This window comes from Thalassospira sp. MCCC 1A03138 (assembly GCF_002115785.1).
GTDB lineage: Bacteria > Pseudomonadota > Alphaproteobacteria > Rhodospirillales > Thalassospiraceae > Thalassospira.
Genome location: NZ_JFJY01000002.1, coordinates 390095 through 406590 on the forward strand (window position 1 = coordinate 390095; position 16496 = coordinate 406590).

General features: G+C 53.0%; 16 protein-coding genes and 1 pseudogene. 4 read left to right on the forward strand and 13 right to left on the reverse strand.

Annotation, left to right across the window (positions count from 1 at the left end):
- Positions 1-132 precede the first annotated feature (132 nt).
- From TH468_RS06580 to TH468_RS06595, 4 genes are all read right to left on the reverse strand, one after another.
- Positions 133-894, reverse strand: coding sequence for an ABC transporter ATP-binding protein (locus TH468_RS06580; RefSeq protein WP_085642741.1), 762 nt, complete (start codon positions 892-894; stop codon positions 133-135).
- Positions 891-1955 carry an iron ABC transporter permease gene (locus TH468_RS06585; RefSeq protein ID WP_210402225.1) on the reverse strand — a complete coding sequence of 355 codons (1065 nt, stop codon included), beginning with the start codon at positions 1953-1955 and terminating at the stop codon, positions 891-893. The genes TH468_RS06580 and TH468_RS06585 overlap by 4 nt, the downstream gene beginning before the upstream one ends.
- The gene (locus TH468_RS06590) at positions 1952-3058 is read right to left on the reverse strand and encodes an ABC transporter substrate-binding protein (RefSeq protein WP_085642742.1); all 1107 of its coding nucleotides are present in this window, start codon (positions 3056-3058) and stop codon (positions 1952-1954) included. Before TH468_RS06590 ends, TH468_RS06585 begins: the two co-directional genes overlap by 4 nt.
- Positions 3059-3194: 136 nt before the next feature.
- On the reverse strand, positions 3195-3602 hold the full coding sequence (locus TH468_RS06595; protein WP_085642743.1) for a hypothetical protein: 408 nt from the start codon (positions 3600-3602) through the stop codon (positions 3195-3197).
- Between the two features lie 236 nt (positions 3603-3838).
- Here TH468_RS06595 and TH468_RS06600 point away from each other — a divergent pair, with 236 nt between their 5' ends.
- From TH468_RS06600 to TH468_RS06610, 3 genes are all read left to right on the forward strand, one after another.
- The gene (locus TH468_RS06600) at positions 3839-5890 is read left to right on the forward strand and encodes a thioredoxin domain-containing protein (protein WP_085642744.1); all 2052 of its coding nucleotides are present in this window, start codon (positions 3839-3841) and stop codon (positions 5888-5890) included.
- 132 nt (positions 5891-6022) lie between these two features.
- Positions 6023-6508 (forward strand): methylated-DNA--[protein]-cysteine S-methyltransferase, encoded by a 486-nt coding sequence (locus tag TH468_RS06605; RefSeq protein ID WP_085642745.1) that lies wholly within the window; start codon positions 6023-6025, stop codon positions 6506-6508.
- Between the two features lie 175 nt (positions 6509-6683).
- Positions 6684-7658, forward strand: a complete 975-nt coding sequence (locus TH468_RS06610) for a quinone oxidoreductase (protein ID WP_085642746.1) — start codon at positions 6684-6686, stop codon at positions 7656-7658.
- A 69-nt stretch (positions 7659-7727) separates the two neighbouring features.
- Here the strand turns inward: TH468_RS06610 and TH468_RS06615 are convergent, their stop codons facing one another.
- Positions 7728-8279 (reverse strand): HD domain-containing protein, encoded by a 552-nt coding sequence (locus tag TH468_RS06615; protein WP_085642747.1) that lies wholly within the window; start codon positions 8277-8279, stop codon positions 7728-7730.
- A 137-nt stretch (positions 8280-8416) separates the two neighbouring features.
- Between TH468_RS06615 and TH468_RS06620 the strand changes: the two genes are divergently transcribed.
- Positions 8417-8719, forward strand: a complete 303-nt coding sequence (locus TH468_RS06620; RefSeq protein WP_062950053.1) for a hypothetical protein — start codon at positions 8417-8419, stop codon at positions 8717-8719.
- Positions 8720-8733: 14 nt separating this feature from the next.
- On the opposite strand, the gene TH468_RS06625 is transcribed toward TH468_RS06620, so the two are convergent.
- The 8 genes and pseudogenes from TH468_RS06625 to TH468_RS06660 all read right to left on the reverse strand — a co-directional run bounded on the left by TH468_RS06625 (position 8734) and on the right by TH468_RS06660 (position 16487).
- Complete coding sequence (locus tag TH468_RS06625) at positions 8734-9348, reverse strand: LysE family translocator (RefSeq protein WP_085642748.1); 615 nt, start codon at positions 9346-9348, stop codon at positions 8734-8736.
- Between the two features lie 103 nt (positions 9349-9451).
- Positions 9452-10027 carry a GNAT family N-acetyltransferase gene (locus TH468_RS06630; RefSeq protein WP_085642749.1) on the reverse strand — a complete coding sequence of 192 codons (576 nt, stop codon included), beginning with the start codon at positions 10025-10027 and terminating at the stop codon, positions 9452-9454.
- 215 nt (positions 10028-10242) lie between these two features.
- On the reverse strand, positions 10243-11505 hold the full coding sequence (gene rho, locus TH468_RS06635) for a transcription termination factor Rho (protein WP_007088512.1): 1263 nt from the start codon (positions 11503-11505) through the stop codon (positions 10243-10245).
- Between the two features lie 360 nt (positions 11506-11865).
- Positions 11866-13848: a methyl-accepting chemotaxis protein gene (locus TH468_RS06640; RefSeq protein WP_246832253.1), complete on the reverse strand. Its 1983-nt coding sequence runs from the start codon at positions 13846-13848 to the stop codon at positions 11866-11868.
- A 291-nt stretch (positions 13849-14139) separates the two neighbouring features.
- Positions 14140-14499: a helix-turn-helix domain-containing protein gene (locus TH468_RS06645; RefSeq protein WP_085642751.1), complete on the reverse strand. Its 360-nt coding sequence runs from the start codon at positions 14497-14499 to the stop codon at positions 14140-14142.
- Positions 14496-15143, reverse strand: a complete 648-nt coding sequence (locus TH468_RS06650; RefSeq protein WP_085642752.1) for a Smr/MutS family protein — start codon at positions 15141-15143, stop codon at positions 14496-14498. Before TH468_RS06650 ends, TH468_RS06645 begins: the two co-directional genes overlap by 4 nt.
- A pseudogene (locus tag TH468_RS21915) lies at positions 15121-15282 on the reverse strand (LUD domain-containing protein); the annotation flags it as partial. The gene TH468_RS06650 and the pseudogene TH468_RS21915, both read right to left, overlap by 23 nt.
- A 212-nt stretch (positions 15283-15494) precedes the next feature.
- A complete protein-coding gene (locus tag TH468_RS06660; RefSeq protein WP_246832254.1) occupies positions 15495-16487 on the reverse strand; it encodes an ABC transporter substrate-binding protein in 993 nt (330 codons plus the stop codon).
- Between the last annotated feature and the right edge of the window lie 9 nt (positions 16488-16496).

Sequence of the window (16496 nt, forward strand, 5' to 3'; positions counted from 1 at the left end):
GGGAATGGCAACATCTCAAACACAAAGCACGCAGAGACCCGACAGCCGGATGCAAAACCCCCGGCAGATCGGCAAAAATAGATCGCCCGAATGCCCTTAAATCGGCAAAACCCAGATTTTATCAAGCATGTTTCAGGCTATGGCGCGCGCCAGCGGTGCAATCACCGGCCTGCCGCCCGGGCGCGTCACAAGGTCGACATCAAGCCCATAACAGGTGCGGATGTTTACAACAGAAAGCACATTTTCCGGAGCGTCCTGATGAACAAGCCGACCATCATGGATCAGGATAAGCTGATCGGCATATTGCATGGCGATGTTCAGATCATGAATGGCCATCAGAGCAAGCGCATTGTGGCGCAAGACATAGCGTTTCAACAGCATCAGAACCGATATCTGATGCGACATATCAAGCGCACTGGTCGCTTCATCGAGCACCAGCAAACGTGGCTCGCGCACCAGACGTTGCGCCAGAAGGACAAGCTGTTGCTGCCCGCCCGAAAGCGTCGTCATGCAGCGCGATGCCAGATGGGATAAGGACAATTCCGCCAGAATGCCGGTCGCGCGCGCAATATCGCTTTGCGACACCCGCCAGCCCAGCCGTTCATGCATGCCCAAAAGCACGGTTTCAAGCGCCGTCAGAGCCGCCGAAACCTTGCACGATTGCGGCATATAGCCAATATCGCCGCCTTTGCCGCGCGTCCCATCCCAGCGTACCGCCCCCGAAAAGCCTGATTGCCCGGCCACGGCAGAAAGAAGCGTTGATTTCCCGGCCCCGTTGGGACCAATCACACCAACCACCTGCCCGGTGGTCAGGGAACAACTTACGCCAGACAGAATATCAGCGCCTGAGCGCCGGACACGCAGATCGTCAATGGCAAGGATTTGCGTTTTCATGAGGACCGCCTTTTACGTGCGTAAATAACCAGAAACAGCATGGGAATACCGGCCACTGCGGTGATGATCCCCACCGGAATAACCCCGCCCGGCGAGATCAGCTTGCCAAACACCGACGCACTGGCAAGGATCACCGCCCCCATCATGGCCGATAGCGGAATGGCAAAGCGGTGATCTTCACCGACCAGTGCCTTGGCAACATGCGGGGCGACCAGCCCGACAAAGCCAATCGTGCCCACAAAACTGACCGCCGCCGCGGTCAGAAGCGCAATCAGCACGAAGCTTCGCCGACGCAACCGGCCCACCGAAATGCCCAGACTTGCCGCATTGGCATCGCCCAGCCGCAACACCGTCAGTTTCCAGGTATCATGCAAAATGAACGGCAAACAGGCCAATGCCACAAGGCTGGTCACCGCGACACTGGTCCAGTTGGCTTTAAGCAGGCTGCCAAACAGCCAGAACACAATCTGTTGCAGGATTTCCGGCGAGGCGAGATATTGCAAAAGCGATTGCAGTGACTGGAACAGAAACAGCACCCCGATGCCGCACAAAACAAGGATTTCCGGCGTTTCGCCCAGCGCATGCACCATGCCATAGACAATCACACAAGCAAGGATGGTCATGGCAAAGGCGGCAATCGGCGTCACCAGATATTCCGGCAACGGCAAAGCCGCCCCGAACATGATGGATAATGCCGCGCCAAACCCGGCGGCGGCCGAAAAGCCCAGCGTAAACGGGCTTGCCAGCGGGTTATCAAGGATCGTCTGCATCTGAAGCCCGGCAATGCCAAGGCACATGCCGACCACCACCGCCATGATGCTTTGTGGCATGCGCAAATACCAGATGATGGTCGCCGTCGCCCGGTCGCCGGCAGTCGGCCCGGCAAGAACGGCATCAATAACGTCTAAAAGCGGCATGCCCGATGGCCCAATCGACAGATCAAGAATGACCAGCCACAACATAATCACAAGGGCAATGCCCATGGCAATCGCACGTTTGAAGGCCATGCGTCGATACCCGGCAATATGCCGGGTATCGAATGCCATTGCTTCGTTGCTCATTGCCCGGCAGGAGCGTAACGCGCAACAAACACACCGTCCGGTGCAATCGGCAGCCAATCGGCATAGAAAGCCTCAAGTTCCTTGCGCGGATGGACGTCGGCAAAGCTTTCAGGATAGAGCGCCTTGGCAACCATGCGCATATAGACGAAATCTGAAAGCGTGCGCGCACCTCCATGATACAGCGCATAAATCTCGCCGTTTTTAACCGCCGGCAGATCCGACCAGCCCGGACGGGCCAGATAGGCCGCCATCCGTTCATTGACCAGTTTGGGGTCGGCACCAAAGCCGACCGGCACCGCACCGGGCGAGCCCAACCATTCAGAACCAGCCAGGAAAATAACATCGGGCTTGTTGGCCAGAACATATTCCGGGTTCAGCGGCCCCCAGTTTTTAATCTGACCATTGGCGATGTTGTCCCCGCCAAGGGTATCAATCAGACCACCCCACATGCCGTTGGCATAGCTGTTGCCTATATCAGACGGGCCCTTTTTGGCCAGTTCGACATAGACTTTTTTGCGCTCTGCATTGGATTCCCCGACACGTTTAAGTGTGTCGGTGTAATAGGATTCATAAAGTGCCGCCAGCTTCTCGGCCCGGTCTTCGGTGCCCATGGCCTTGCCGATGGCAAGGGTCGAGGCCAGATGCCGTTCCAGCGTCTGGGCATTGTAATCAATCACCAGAATCGGGATGCCGGCCTGTTCGATCTGTTCGACATTCTGACCAAGGGCGCGGTATTGCCAGGCAGCCAGGATCGCAAGATCCGGGCGGGTGGCAATGGCGGCCTCGATCGAGAACGTCCCGCCTTCGGTATCGCCAACATCGGTCATCTGATCAATTTCGGGGAATTTAGCGGTATAGGCCTCAAATTGTTTGGGGCGCCATCCCTCCCAGACCGGGCGGGAGATGGCAACAACACGATCCAGCGCACCGTCACCAGCAATCGCCATAAAGTCTTCGAAGTTAAAGCCAAGTATTACCCGTTCTGCGGGCTTTTCAAGGGTAATGGTGCGGCCTTCAACGTCGGTGATTTTGATATCGGCCTGTGCCTGGGTCGCACCAAAGATGGCAATCGCGCCAATGGCAACTTTCGCAAAGAATTTCATTGTCGTTTTCCTGATAGGATTTTCTCAAGACCGCGACCTTGCCACCGGAAACGCACTGCAAACCAAGCGCGCAGCAACAATCCCCGGTAATACGCGTGGGGTCACGGTCATTTCGTGCATTCGCAAAAAGCGGGATTCACCCGATCAGGACGGGAGGTGCACGTGGCGAGATATCAGCGAAAACAGGTTCTGCGAGATAAATGGGTTCCTGTGCCCGTGGAAAGACAATCCTGGCATAGGGTTCGCGGACCTTAAGCCCGGGCTGCGGAACTGGCAGAACTATGGAGGAAATAATGCGACAGGCAGGGCAATCCTGCGTCAGACTGGATCCCTGTTCGCCATCGGCACCTGTCGGGTTCGCGACAGAGCAAATGAACGGGATCGATCCGTCTGGCAGGCCATAATAGGCAAGATCAGGTTGCCCAGCTCCATTGCCTTGCGGAAACTGCGGGACCAGATGCGCAAACCCCACCATAACAAGTGCCAACGCGCAAAGTGCGCGGATGACATTGCCTGCCAGTGGATGTTTGGATTTGCGCGTCACAATAAGATGATCTCGAAAGTTTGAAGTATTTGATCATACTCAATCAATCGCACGTCATTTGCCATGATTTATCGCAAATGTGTCAACCATCATCAAGAATTAGTGAAATTACCCCCCTAACAACCTCTGATCACTTGTTATTTTATCCACGATCTTTAGGCTTGATGATAACAAACAGCCATGAATAAAAAACGCTGATCAAAGATCGAAACAGCGCATCGGACAGAGGAAGCAGTATGGAACTCGCACGCAATAATCTTGGTTCGGAAACAAGCCCCTATCTTGTCCAGCATCGCGACAACCCGGTGCATTGGCAGCCCTGGAGTGCTGAAATCCTTGCCAAGGCCAAGGCTGCGAACAAGCCGATCCTGCTGTCGGTCGGGTATGCGGCGTGTCACTGGTGCCATGTCATGGCGCATGAAAGCTTTGAGGATGAGGGTATTGCGGCCCTGATGAACGAGCTTTTCATCAATATCAAGCTTGATCGCGAAGAACGCCCCGACCTTGATGCGCTTTATCAGAATGCGCTGGCCCTTCTCGGCCAACAGGGCGGCTGGCCGCTGACCATGTTCCTGACGCCGGATGGCGAACCGTTCTGGGGTGGGACCTATTTCCCCAAGGAGGCCCGGTATGGCCGCCCGGGATTTGGCGATGTTTTGAAGTCGGTTTCAGAAATCTATACCCAACAGCCCGATAACATCCGCCATAACGTTGCACAGATCGGTCAGGCGCTGATTAAAATGAATAGCGGTGCAACTGGGTCGATGCCGTCGCTCGCGATGATTGATCAGTGCGGTCATGGCTGCTTACAGATCATGGACGGCGAAAATGGCGGCACCAATGGTGCGCCAAAATTCCCGCAACCAAGCCTTCTGGCCCTTATATGGCGTGTCGGAGTTCGCACCAACGATACCGATCTTAAACACATCGTCCGCCACAGCCTTGATCGCATGTGCCAAGGCGGGATTTATGACCATGTTGGTGGCGGTTTTGCGCGTTATGCCGTCGATGACCAATGGCTGGTGCCGCATTTTGAAAAGATGCTGTATGACAATGCGCAGCTGATTGATCTTCTGTGCGATGTCTGGCGTGAAACCGGCAACCCGCTTTATGAAGCCCGCATTTCCGAAACCATCGACTGGATCCTGCGCGATATGAGGATCCCTGGCGGAGCCTTTGCCGCCAGCCTTGATGCCGACAGCGAGGGTATAGAAGGCAAGTTCTATGTCTGGGACGAAGCCGAAATTAACGCCATTCTTGGCAATGATGCCGCCCTGTTCAAGGATATCTATGACGTCAGTCCCACGGGAAACTGGGAACATAAAAATATCCTGAACCGCACGCAATCGGGCCTTGGCCTTGCGGACCGGACGACGGAAAAGAAACTTTCGGAAATACGTACAAAGCTTTTGGCAGTGCGCAACAAGCGCATCTGGCCGGGATGGGATGACAAGGCTCTGACCGACTGGAATGCAATGACCATCACAGCTTTGGCTGAAGCCGCAATGGTGTTCAAGCGCGCAGACTGGCTTGATTATGCAAAGCTTGCCTATAATTTTGTGATCAACAGCCTGATGACTGGCGAAAGCAATGACCGGCGCTTCCTGCATAGTTATCGCAATGGCAAGGCACAACATGCCGGAATGCTCGAAGATTACGCACACATGATATGCGCGGCTTTGCGGCTTTATGAATGCTTTGGCGAGGATGCATACCTTCGCGAAGCCACCGAATGGTGCGAAGCAGTCGAAAACCTGTTTGCCGACACCAAAGGTGGTTATTTCCAATCGGCATCTGATACCGATGATCTGGTGGTTCGGCAGAAACCACATATGGATAATGCGGTTCCGGCCGGGAATTCGGTCATGGCACAAAATCTGGCGCGGCTTTATGCCCTGACCGGCGATACCAAATATCGCGACCGGGCAGAAATCACCATTGCCGCCTTTGCCGGGCGATTAAACGAACAATTCCCCAATATTCCGGGACTGCTTCTGGCAGCTGAAATGCTGCAAAACCCACTTCAAATCGTACTGGTCGCGAAGGAACGCAGCCAGATTTATCTGGAAATGCGCCACGCAATCTTTGCCGCCTATCTGCCGAACCGGGCAATTACCATCCTTGCCGATACCGATGCCCTGCCCGATCTTCACCCGGCCAAGGGCAAAACGGCGATTGATGGCCATGAAACCGCCTATGTCTGCCAGGGACTTGTCTGTTCTGCGCCGGTAACCAATGCCCCTGACCTTGCCAAACTGCTTGCCGATCTACCGACCAGCGCGGCATAAAGAACGGTGCTGTGGCGCCTGTCCATTTCCAATGTTTCACGTGAAACATGTATTGGAGGCCCACTTCCCCGCCTTACGCCCCGCTATCTCTATTTTACCTTTTGCCCCCGTACGAACCGCAGGATTTCGCCAATGCCCCAGATTTCGATGAACAGCCCAGTCGGGGCGATTACGGTTTTCGAGTTTGACGATAAAATCGTCGCGGTCGACTGGGGCTTTGTCGAGGATATGGAATCAAGTCCCGTCCTGAGCGAAGCGAAGGCGCAGCTTAACGCCTATTTCACCGGCAAGCTCGATACTTTTGACCTGCCGCTGGCCCCTGATGGCACCGATTTCCACAAGGCTGTATGGGAGGCAATGTGCAAAATCCCGCTGGGCAAAACCGCGACCTATAAGGATATGGCGATTGCAGCCGGGGCACCAACTGCCTATCAGGCTGTTGGTACGGCCTGCGGGCTTAATCCAATCCCCATAATTATTCCATGCCACCGTGTTCTGGCGAGCGGCGGCAAACCGGGCGGTTATTCCGGCGATGGCGGGCTTGAAACCAAACGCGCGCTTTTGAAAATCGAAGGCGTCGACCTGGTTATCCCAAGCGATCAGGGCAACCTGTTCTGAACAAAGCAGCTATCAGCCAATTTTGTCTGGCATTCCATCAGATGAAATACCGTCTTTTAACACCCGTCGGAACGGGCAAAACCAAACCTGCCGGATAGCAAAATGCCGTTTTCTGACATAGACTTGGTCCATTGATCAGACAGGCGCCAAAATGGCGCATTAACGGGAGGTCTCCATGACCAAAGCTTTCCGATTTTATGAAACCGGCGGCAGCGATGTCCTGCGTTTTGAAGATGTCGAGGTTGGTGCACCAGGTACCGGTGAAGTTCGCCTGCGACAGGAAGCCATCGGACTGAACTATATCGATATCTATTTCCGTTCCGGGGTTTATCCGGCTCCGTCCCTGCCATCGGGCCTAGGGCTTGAAGGGTCGGGCGTGATCGAGGCGGTTGGTGACGGCGTAACCGACCTTGCAGTTGGTGATCGGGTTGCCTATGCGGCACAGCCGCTTGGCGCCTATGCCGAGGCACGTGTAATGCCGGCCAAGGGTTTGGTTAAGATCCCCGATGGGATCAGCTTTGATCTTGCAGCCGCCGCCATGTTGCAGGGCATGACGGCACAATATCTGCTGCGCCGAACCTATCACGTCAAAAAAGGTGATACGATCCTGATCCATGCGGCGGCAGGCGGGGTTGGCCAGATTGTCTGCCAGTGGGCCAAACATCTGGGTGCCATCGTGATCGGCACCGTCGGATCGAAGGAAAAGGCCGAGATCGCCAAATCCAAGGGCTGCGATTATCCGATCCTCTATCGGGAGGAAAAGGTATCCGAGCGTGTCAAAGAGATCACCAACGGCCAAGGCGTTGAAGTTGTTTATGATTCCGTCGGTAAGGATACCTTTGACGACTCGCTGGATTGCCTGAAACGTCTTGGCATGATGGTCAGTTTCGGCCAATCATCAGGCGCTGTCCCACCCGTCCCTCTTAAAGCTCTCGCACCCGGAGCCTATTTCCTGACCCGTCCGAGCGTCTTTCAATATACCGCCACTCGCGAAGAGCTTCTGGCAACCGCGAACGAGCTATTTGACGTGCTGAAATCCGGTGTGGTGAAGATCGACATCGGTGCGACCTATGCCTTGGCGGACGCCAAACAGGCCCATGACGATCTTGAAGGCCGCAAAACCACCGGTTCGGTGATTTTGAAGCCATAAGACAGCATTTTGTTGAAAAACACGGTTTCCCCCCGTCGCGGGGATGACCGCTAACAGCCAGAGGCAGGATTAAACCCCTGCCTCTTCTTCTTCAGTGTGCCAGGCACGGACGTCGCGCGCGATGGCATCGAAACGGTCCGAAAGACTGGAGCTGGTGATACGGCAGGGTGCAATGACAGCCTCGGCCCAATCAACATAGCGCAGGATCTGTTCCCGATCCCAGCCAACCGGGGTATCGGTCAACATCGCGCCAACATTGGCGACCTTGTCGGCCAGACGGACCAGTTTAGCCCCGTTACTAAGATGCGGAGCGGTTTCGATCTGACGGGCTTTACGGTCATCGCGCGGCAAGGCTTTGTCGTCACTGACCTCAAGCACGATATCGGCAATCATTTCGTTGAAACAGGCAGCAATTTCATCGCGGGTCGCACCGCAATCCTCAATCACGTCATGCAGAACCGCGGCACACAGCACATATTCGTCCGTGCCCGGTTCGCATTCGACGATCAGGCGCGAAACCTCGATCGGATGATTGATATAGGGTTCATTAGCCGGGCCCTTGCGGCGCTGGTCACGATGCGCTCGGGCGGCAAAATCGACGGATTTCAGTAAAAGCTGCATCAGCCTTGAAAACGTAGTGGAAGAACAGCACCAGAGTCACATGTGATTGCGGCCACTGCAAGCATTGATGGCTATCGACATCGAAAATCTGCGCCTTACATACATGAAAGAGCCAAAATCAAGGAGGCGAACGAGACATGCCCGGGGAAATGAACCTTAAGCTGATCCTGCAAAATACCGGCACCGAACCCCTGCATCTGACCAGTCTGGCACCGCAAACCGGCTGGAAATCCGCCCCACCCCATCATCTGGCTGCCAACAGCCAATCCGATTGCGAAATCGTTGCGGCTGACGAACTCACCATCACCCTGCGATACGGAATGCATCATATCGGGCTTCATCTTGGCAATGGAAAGCTTCAGGTAGAACCAGGTGACAGTAAACTGATCCGGCAGAAGCTTGATGGTCACATTGCCGAATTGACATTGGCTTTAGCTTAGGGAAAACAATCAGCTTAACTACGCAGATCGCTCATGCCATCAATCAAAATCTTGCTGCCGATTACGCCGAATACTGCGCCAAAAATCCCGTCAACAACGCGGAAAAACCCCTGGTAGGCCCGAACGGCAACTCCAGTGGAAAATAGCAGAGCATAGATACCGTAAATAACCATTGCCGAACACGACGCAAGTACCCCGATAACGATCAATGCAGGATGCGTGCCCTGGGCAGAGGCCAGAAACATCGAAACCGCCACCCACATCAATGCAGCCTTGGGATTGGTCAGAACAACGAGTAAGCCGGTGCGATAGGCAGTGAAACCAATCTTTGACGCGGGGCTATACAGATTATCGCGCGCGCTACCAACCGAACCAGAACCTTTCAAGCAAGACCACAACGATTTCAGCGCGAGATAAAGGAAATATCCCCCGCCCACCAGCTTCATCGCCGTCAGGCTTTGAGGGAAAGCATCAATGAAAACGCCGGTGGCAACTCCCACAGCACTCAGCAATCCGAGCTGCCGCCCGCCGGAAAGTGCGGCTGATGATACTGCCATCATGTTTGGCCCCGGCGATATCTGTGCCAAGGCAATCCCGACCATCACCGTCCCGAGTTCCATCATATACATGACGCCAAAGTCCTTTGCTGTTGATAGGAAACCCTATCACCGCGCAAAAGGAATTTTCAAACGCCAATGTTTGACATGAAACATTCCACGAAGAAGTAGCCGATCAAGCCCGGTTGCGGCTGCGTGACTGCCATTCGGCGGCCAGAACCGCATAGATATATTCATCACCCCAGACACCGTTGAAGCGATCATTTTCGATCAGATGCGCCTCGCATCGCAGGCCAAGTCGTTCAACAATGCCGACCGATCCGATATTTTCGGTGTCAAGGCGAGCAAAAATCCGGTGAAAACCGAAATGATTGAAACCAAGATCAATCATCGCCGATACGGCCTCGGTCGCATAGCCGTGGCCTGAAAAATCCGGATTGAAGATATAACCGACTTCAGCCTGAAGGGCTGCAATGCTGGCAAGTTTCAAAAGAACCTCTCCCAGAAGGGTATCATCGTCCCGGTTAATTACCGCCAAACGAAATACATCGCCTTCAGCATCAAAGTGCGCGGTCAGCACGATGGAAAACTGTTCTGTCAGCGCATTTGCCGCTGGAGGTGCAGCGTAAAGATAGCGATAGACCGATGGCTGGGAATGATAGGCAGCATATTGATCAAAATCGCACGCCATGAAGGGGCGAAGCGACAGGCGATTTGTCTGAATCGGTGTAGAGGGAAACGTAATTTTCATTGCAAAACAATATGTTATTTATGCTTTGCGCTATGTAGGCAGGTGCCAGTCCCGCTTCAAGCGAAGTAGATCACAGTGGTTTGGCACGCCTACACAATGGACCCGCTTGTAGCAGACGCAGACTGCTTTACCGAGGCGAGCCAGAACCAAACAAAAACCCCCGGCAGATTGCCGGGGGTTTTCAATGATAGTTCGATTACAGGATCGAACTACGATTAACCATTCATTGAATCGAAGAAATCGTCGTTGTTTTTGGTCGATTTGAGCTTGCCGAGCAGGAATTCCATCGCATCCTGCGGCCCCATGGGATTGAGGATACGGCGCAGAACCCACATTTTGGAAAGCGCGCTTTTCTCGACCAGCAGTTCTTCCTTACGGGTTCCCGATTTAAGGATATCGATCGCCGGGAAGATACGCTTGTCAGACAGTTTACGATCCAGAATAAGCTCAGAGTTACCGGTCCCTTTGAATTCTTCAAAGATGACCTCGTCCATGCGCGAGCCGGTATCGATCAGCGCGGTTGCGATAATGGTCAGTGAACCGCCTTCTTCAATGTTACGTGCGGCACCAAAGAAGCGTTTCGGGCGCTGCAGGGCGTTGGCATCGACACCACCGGTCAGAACCTTGCCAGAGCTCGGAACAACGGTGTTGTAAGCGCGTGCAAGGCGGGTGATCGAGTCCAGCAGGATGACGACATCATGCTTGTGCTCAACCAAGCGTTTTGCCTTTTCCAGAACCATTTCAGTAACCTGGACGTGACGCTGTGCCGGTTCGTCGAAGGTCGAACTGATGACCTCGCCTTTTACCGAGCGATCCATGTCGGTCACTTCTTCCGGACGTTCATCGATCAGAAGAACGATCAGATAGGCTTCCGGATGGTTTTCCTCAATCGCATGCGCAATGTTTTGCAGCATCACGGTTTTACCGGTGCGTGGCGGCGCGACGATCAGGGCACGCTGACCTTTACCCAAAGGCGATACAAGCTCGATCACACGGTTGGTGATGTCCTTGTTGCCTTCCTGATCAAGGTGACGCTCCATCTTGAGCGGCTCGTCCGGGTAAAGCGGGGTCAAGTTATCGAAATTGATGCGATGGCGGACTTTTTCGGGTGCATCAAAGTTGACCTTGTCGACCTTCAGCAACGCGAAATAACGCTCGCCTTCCTTTGGTGAACGAATCTGGCCTTCAACCGTATCGCCCGTGCGCAGACCAAAGCGCCTAACCTGGCTCGGCGAGACATAGATATCGTCTGGACCAGCAAGATAGTTTGCCTCGGGACTGCGCAGGAAGCCAAAGCCGTCTGGCAGAACCTCCAACACGCCCTCGCCGAAAATGGCATGATCGTTTTCGGCCAGCTGTTTGAGAATGGCAAACATCAGCTCCTGTTTACGGAGCGTACTGGCGTTTTCGATTTCGAGTTCCTCGGACAGGGCAAGAAGCTCCGTCGGGGATTTCTTTTTGAGTTCCTGAAGATGCATATGTGCGTTTAATGATCTTGTGATTGCCGGGAAAGGCGATGATTGAAAGGAGGAGAGATAAAGAGAGGAATGCGGTTGACGGTCAGGCAGATGATCGTTTCTGCGGACCAGTCACAACCTTGTAGTTGTGAATCAGGCAGGACTGTTTTATTCTTCGGGTGTGAAACACCGCAGATTGATAACTCCGATTGAACCAATAGTCAAACCGTGTTTCACGCCATTAAGGCAATATCACTTATACCTGTTGCAGAACTGCCATCCCTCCTTTGTGTGCCCCTTTGTCTTTGCGGCTATTATCTGCTACGCCAAGAGACTTTCCAAAGACTTGCCAGCCCGGTTTTGAACCAAGGCTGGCTCCACCTACCTCGCCTGGACCGATGTCAGAAATTCTTCAACCTCGCGGCGAAGATTGACCGCGACCTCTGTGACACTCTCACATGCCACCAAAACCTTTTCTGCAGCATGACCTGTCTGATCCGTAGCAGCACTGACACCGGCAATATTTTGCGACACCTCAGTCGTACCAACCGAGGCGCGTTCAACATTGCCCGCAATTTCTGATGTTGCCGCTTGTTGCTGAGTCACGGCGGCGGAAAGGGACGAGGATGTATCGTCGATATCCTCGATCCGCTTACCAATACGATGGATGGCTGATACCGCCTGTTCGGTCGCAGTTTGAAGATTGCCTATCTGGCTGGTGATTTCCTCTGTTGCGCGCGAAGTCTGCGTCGCAAGGTTCTTGACTTCGTTCGCCACAACGGCAAATCCCTTGCCTGCTTCACCAGCGCGAGCCGCTTCAATTGTTGCATTAAGCGCAAGCAAGTTTGTCTGTTCGGCAATATCGCGGATCAGACCGATCACCTCACCGATCCGAAGAGCACCTTCTTTAAGATCTTCAGCAATGGTGTCTGCACCGCGGGCTTCATCGGCGGCATCAGATGCAATAGTCGAAGCATTAGAAATCTGGCGCGAGATTTCGAGGATAGAATTGGCCAGTTCCTCGGTCGCGGCAGAGACGGCAGCAACGTTGCTTGACGCTTCTTCCGCGCTGGAAGCAACACTCGACGCCTGCTGGCGGGTCTTACCAACAATGCTGGTCATTTCAGTTGATGTTTCGCGCAGATTGTCGGTGGCGTCTTGTACCGAAGTCAGGAGTCCGTTTACATTGCCCCGAAAGGCGGCAGCAAGGGCTTCAATCCGTTTGGCATTGGCTTCGCGAGACTGGCGATCTGCTTCTCTCTGCTGGCTAAGTTCGCGATTCTGAACCAAGTTAATGCGAAAAACCTCAACCGCACGCGACATTTCGCCCATTTCATCGCCCCGGTCCTGATCGGTGATCTCAATGTCTGTATCGCCATCGGCAAGGCGACTCATGTCTTCGGTCAGAACCCTAATTGGAACAGTGACGCTGCGGGTCACCACTAGAACAAAGACACTGGCAAGCAGTATCACGAAAATCAATCCGACAAGTGTTGCATAAAAATAGAGGCTGGCTTCGGAATATTTGCTATCGGCTACCCGAACCAGATCGGAAGCAATAAAGTCTTCCACCACTTTGTACTGGTTGATTTTGACGGTGATTGTTTTGAACCAGTCATCACCACTGACATCCCTAACTGTACCACTTACTGGAAAATCAAACACGACGGCCCGAAGGTTATCCACCGCCTCGACGGCCTCAGAAGTTAAGGTTTTGTCGTAAAAATTACGAATATCGGCATTGGCGAATTCACCAAACACCAAAAGATAGGTGTTTTGAGTCGAGACCAGTTCCACAAAGCGTCGATAAAGGGCAGGTTCGAATTTTCCCATGCCAAATCCCGCAGCACCTGTTGCTCGTTCAAGGCCTGCGCGTTCCTTAGCTTGGAGGAAATTGTTATAAGAAGCAATAATACGAAGGAGTTCGGCGTCTTTGCTAAGCGAACCCATTAGATTGACCACGGAAAGCATTCTGGAAATGATGCCGGTATAAAAGCCAACTGCATCGCTCAAACTGACCTGAATGGTATCAACCCCATCTCGTATTGATGGAATACGGGTGATCAGGACTTGGAAAGCATCAATATCTGTTCGGAGTTTCGGGTCATATTGTGTTTGATCAAATTTCGCCAGTATTGCCGAAAGAGCTGCTATTTTCTCATCAGAAATCTTGCGTTGTGAGACAAGCTGATCACCGAACTGTTTCCCGCCTGATCCGATAAAGCCTGCCGAAGCCCCACGTTCTTTCTGCAATTCATGTACCGTCGCTCCAATATAGCCTGCGACCTCGGTCAGACCACGGATTTTTCCAAGTTCCGACATCTGCTGATAGCGACTACTGACAATCACCAGCGACAAAACCACCACCCCAAAGATGACCGGAACAAGCGACAGGGCCATTTTTGACCCGATACGGATATTCTGAAGGAAAGCAAACATCACGGACCCCAAACCATGTTGCAAAGTCCGCCAGATGATTATCCCGCTCCCGTGGGACACGTCACAAAGATTCGACCAAACTGTCACCTTTAGACCGAGTCAACTTATATGCGACAACATTTACTATCTTTATAATTTTATTTGATGTTGTAATTATCTCGAAAAAGACAAGACTATTGCAGTGCAAAAAACTTATATAAGTCAGAAAATTGACGTTTAACGTGCTTTTTCGACAACGATAGCCAACATCCGGTCAAGTTGATCGTTGCTGAGACCGGCAATCCGTTCCGACAGAAGATTGGCAAGTTCGGTTGCCCCGGGCTCAAGCCCTGCGGTATCTACGGTTACCTTAGGATGGGAAAGCTGTGCCAAGCGTTTAATTTCGTCGACTTCGTCCCAGACAAGATTGAAATAGCCGCAGATTTGCTGCACCAGACCTGGGCTTGGCCGTCCACGATGGCCATGTTCAAGCGCGGAAAGGTATGCTGGCGAGAGCTGCAAGGCGTTTGCCATATCGGTCAGGGTGACATTATGCCGCGCCCGTAATTCGCGAATACGATTGCCAAAGGGTGTCACGGGCGTCTCCGTTTCAGCAGAACATAAAAAGCGCCCGATCCGCCGTGCTGGATACGGGCTTCGCTGACGGCAAGAATACGGGTGCGAAGCATTGGCGCGCTTAGCCATTGCGGGGTGCGTTGGCGCAAAAGACCGGTGCGGCCATATTCATCAGCACGCGATCCTTTGCCCGTAATCACCAGAACACACCGTTTTCCGGCCCGCCAGCTGTCTTCTATAAAAGCATTCAGTGCATGGTGGGCGACATCCTGGGTCATGCCGTGCAGATCGATACGTCCATCGATTGACATCTGGCCTTTCTGGAATTTTTTGGCCGTCGACTTATCAATGTTATCGGTGACACCGGGTTCAAGTTCGGCCAAGGCGCGATTCTTTATCTGCGGGCCTCGATCAGCATTGCGTGCAGATGGCAGATTGCGCGCAGCCCGGACTTCTTCGGCCTTGTTGATTTCGCCTTGCAGGTCATCCGGAAGCGGCATCGCCGTATTGCTTTTGGGATGATCGTCGTCCAGTTCGAAAACGGCGTCGCTGCCCTTGCGCTGTTTGGAACGCAGGGGTTTGACATCACGCGTGAAAATTTCCCAAAGGGCCTTTTCTTCGTCGCTGACGGAGCGCCGTCTTTTATGGGTTTTCTTTTGTGTCATCCACCAGAACGATATGCAAACGGCGCGGTCCGTGCGCGCCTAGCTGTATCGTCTGTTCGATATCGCCTGTTCGCGACGGGCCTGTCACCCAAAGGAATGTTCGCGGCATATTGCCGTTTCCTTCCCATTCGCGCAACCGTGCCCATACTTCTTCTCAAGTTGAGACGATATCGCTGGATTTCAAAACCGCAATATGGGTGTCAGGAAGTATGGGAAGTATCCGCTTCCAGATAGATAACCTCACGTAGGGGGAACAGTGTCAATCTTCATGACATCGGTCAGTAAAGAAACCAGATCGTAGTTTTCGAACATATCGATCAGCTGGCGGACAACCTTTTTTGTATAACTCGGTCAGTCATCCCGACCAAAAAGATCAATACAGGCAACACCGTTATTGTCGAGATTCAACATTGCCCGTAAAAATGCACTGTTGGTATCCGAAGACAAGCCATGTTTTTCGCGAAATTCAATGAATTGGCCACTTATCTTATTCTTATCTAGGGAATCCTGTAGTTTTTTGATCTCTTCAATCGGTGCTGCGTTGCTAATGGCGATATAAAGAAAACAACTGCGATAGGGTAAAATCCCGTCAATATCGCGTTGTTGAGCGCTGGGATCGACAATGTCGCGATATTGGCGCAGAACCGAACCACCAATTGCAATCAGATCCACACGATCAGCATGTAACATAGGCAGTAAAAGGTCTTCGCGCGGTACCAAAACAAGCTGCTGTGCTCCACGTTCGCGCAAATAGAGCTCGCGCGCCGATCCAAGCAAAATCCCAATCCGCGCCGAAGAAAGGATAGTGTCAAAACTCATATCCTGCCATTTCTCATCGGCATAACCATAAAGGTTCCAGATCGTGCGACTGATCGGGCCAACCCATTTGAAACTGTTTTCGCGGTCCGCAGTTCGGGTTGTCGGATAGATCACGTGACGATTGCCCTGCAATGCCTGTTCTATAACCCGTTTCCAGGGTGCTTGCGCCGCGATGACATAGGGCAGACCAGCATCTTTGAGCAGGGTAGTGACAAGATTATCGAAATAACCCGGTTCGGGGCGGACTTTATCCCGTCCACCCTCGGATTCGTGAATGGTATAGGCAAGTTCGCCATCAATGAGGCTATCGGTTTGCTGCGACTGGAGCGAGGATTGATTATCAGATTGATACTGGGCCCCGGCGTCACGGATTATGATCGTCGACAACAGCATCGCGACGGTCAAACATTCAGTCACATTGCGCCGGGTAAAAATCGAACACCTCAGAAACGGGCGTTCAAAAAAAGAGAAGACGACCTGACAAAAAAAAGAAACTCGATGGAAAGCGGCATATCGGGAAAACATGCCGATCAC

What these genes read in the sequence shown, in the direction of transcription:
- TH468_RS06580 (WP_085642741.1), bottom strand. Translation starts at nt 894, where the DNA reads ATGAAAACGCAAATCCTTGCCATTGACGATCTGCGTGTCCGGCGCTCA.
- TH468_RS06585 (WP_210402225.1), bottom strand. Translation starts at nt 1,955, where the DNA reads ATGAGCAACGAAGCAATGGCATTCGATACCCGGCATATTGCCGGGTAT.
- TH468_RS06590 (WP_085642742.1), bottom strand. Translation starts at nt 3,058, where the DNA reads ATGAAATTCTTTGCGAAAGTTGCCATTGGCGCGATTGCCATCTTTGGT.
- TH468_RS06600 (WP_085642744.1), top strand. Translation starts at nt 3,839, where the DNA reads ATGGAACTCGCACGCAATAATCTTGGTTCGGAAACAAGCCCCTATCTT.
- TH468_RS06605 (WP_085642745.1), top strand. Translation starts at nt 6,023, where the DNA reads ATGCCCCAGATTTCGATGAACAGCCCAGTCGGGGCGATTACGGTTTTC.
- TH468_RS06610 (WP_085642746.1), top strand. Translation starts at nt 6,684, where the DNA reads ATGACCAAAGCTTTCCGATTTTATGAAACCGGCGGCAGCGATGTCCTG.
- TH468_RS06615 (WP_085642747.1), bottom strand. Translation starts at nt 8,279, where the DNA reads ATGCAGCTTTTACTGAAATCCGTCGATTTTGCCGCCCGAGCGCATCGT.
- TH468_RS06620 (WP_062950053.1), top strand. Translation starts at nt 8,417, where the DNA reads ATGCCCGGGGAAATGAACCTTAAGCTGATCCTGCAAAATACCGGCACC.
- TH468_RS06625 (WP_085642748.1), bottom strand. Translation starts at nt 9,348, where the DNA reads ATGTATATGATGGAACTCGGGACGGTGATGGTCGGGATTGCCTTGGCA.
- TH468_RS06630 (WP_085642749.1), bottom strand. Translation starts at nt 10,027, where the DNA reads ATGAAAATTACGTTTCCCTCTACACCGATTCAGACAAATCGCCTGTCG.
- rho (WP_007088512.1), bottom strand. Translation starts at nt 11,505, where the DNA reads ATGCATCTTCAGGAACTCAAAAAGAAATCCCCGACGGAGCTTCTTGCC.
- TH468_RS06650 (WP_085642752.1), bottom strand. Translation starts at nt 15,143, where the DNA reads ATGACACAAAAGAAAACCCATAAAAGACGGCGCTCCGTCAGCGACGAA.
- TH468_RS06660 (WP_246832254.1), bottom strand. Translation starts at nt 16,487, where the DNA reads ATGTTTTCCCGATATGCCGCTTTCCATCGAGTTTCTTTTTTTTGTCAG.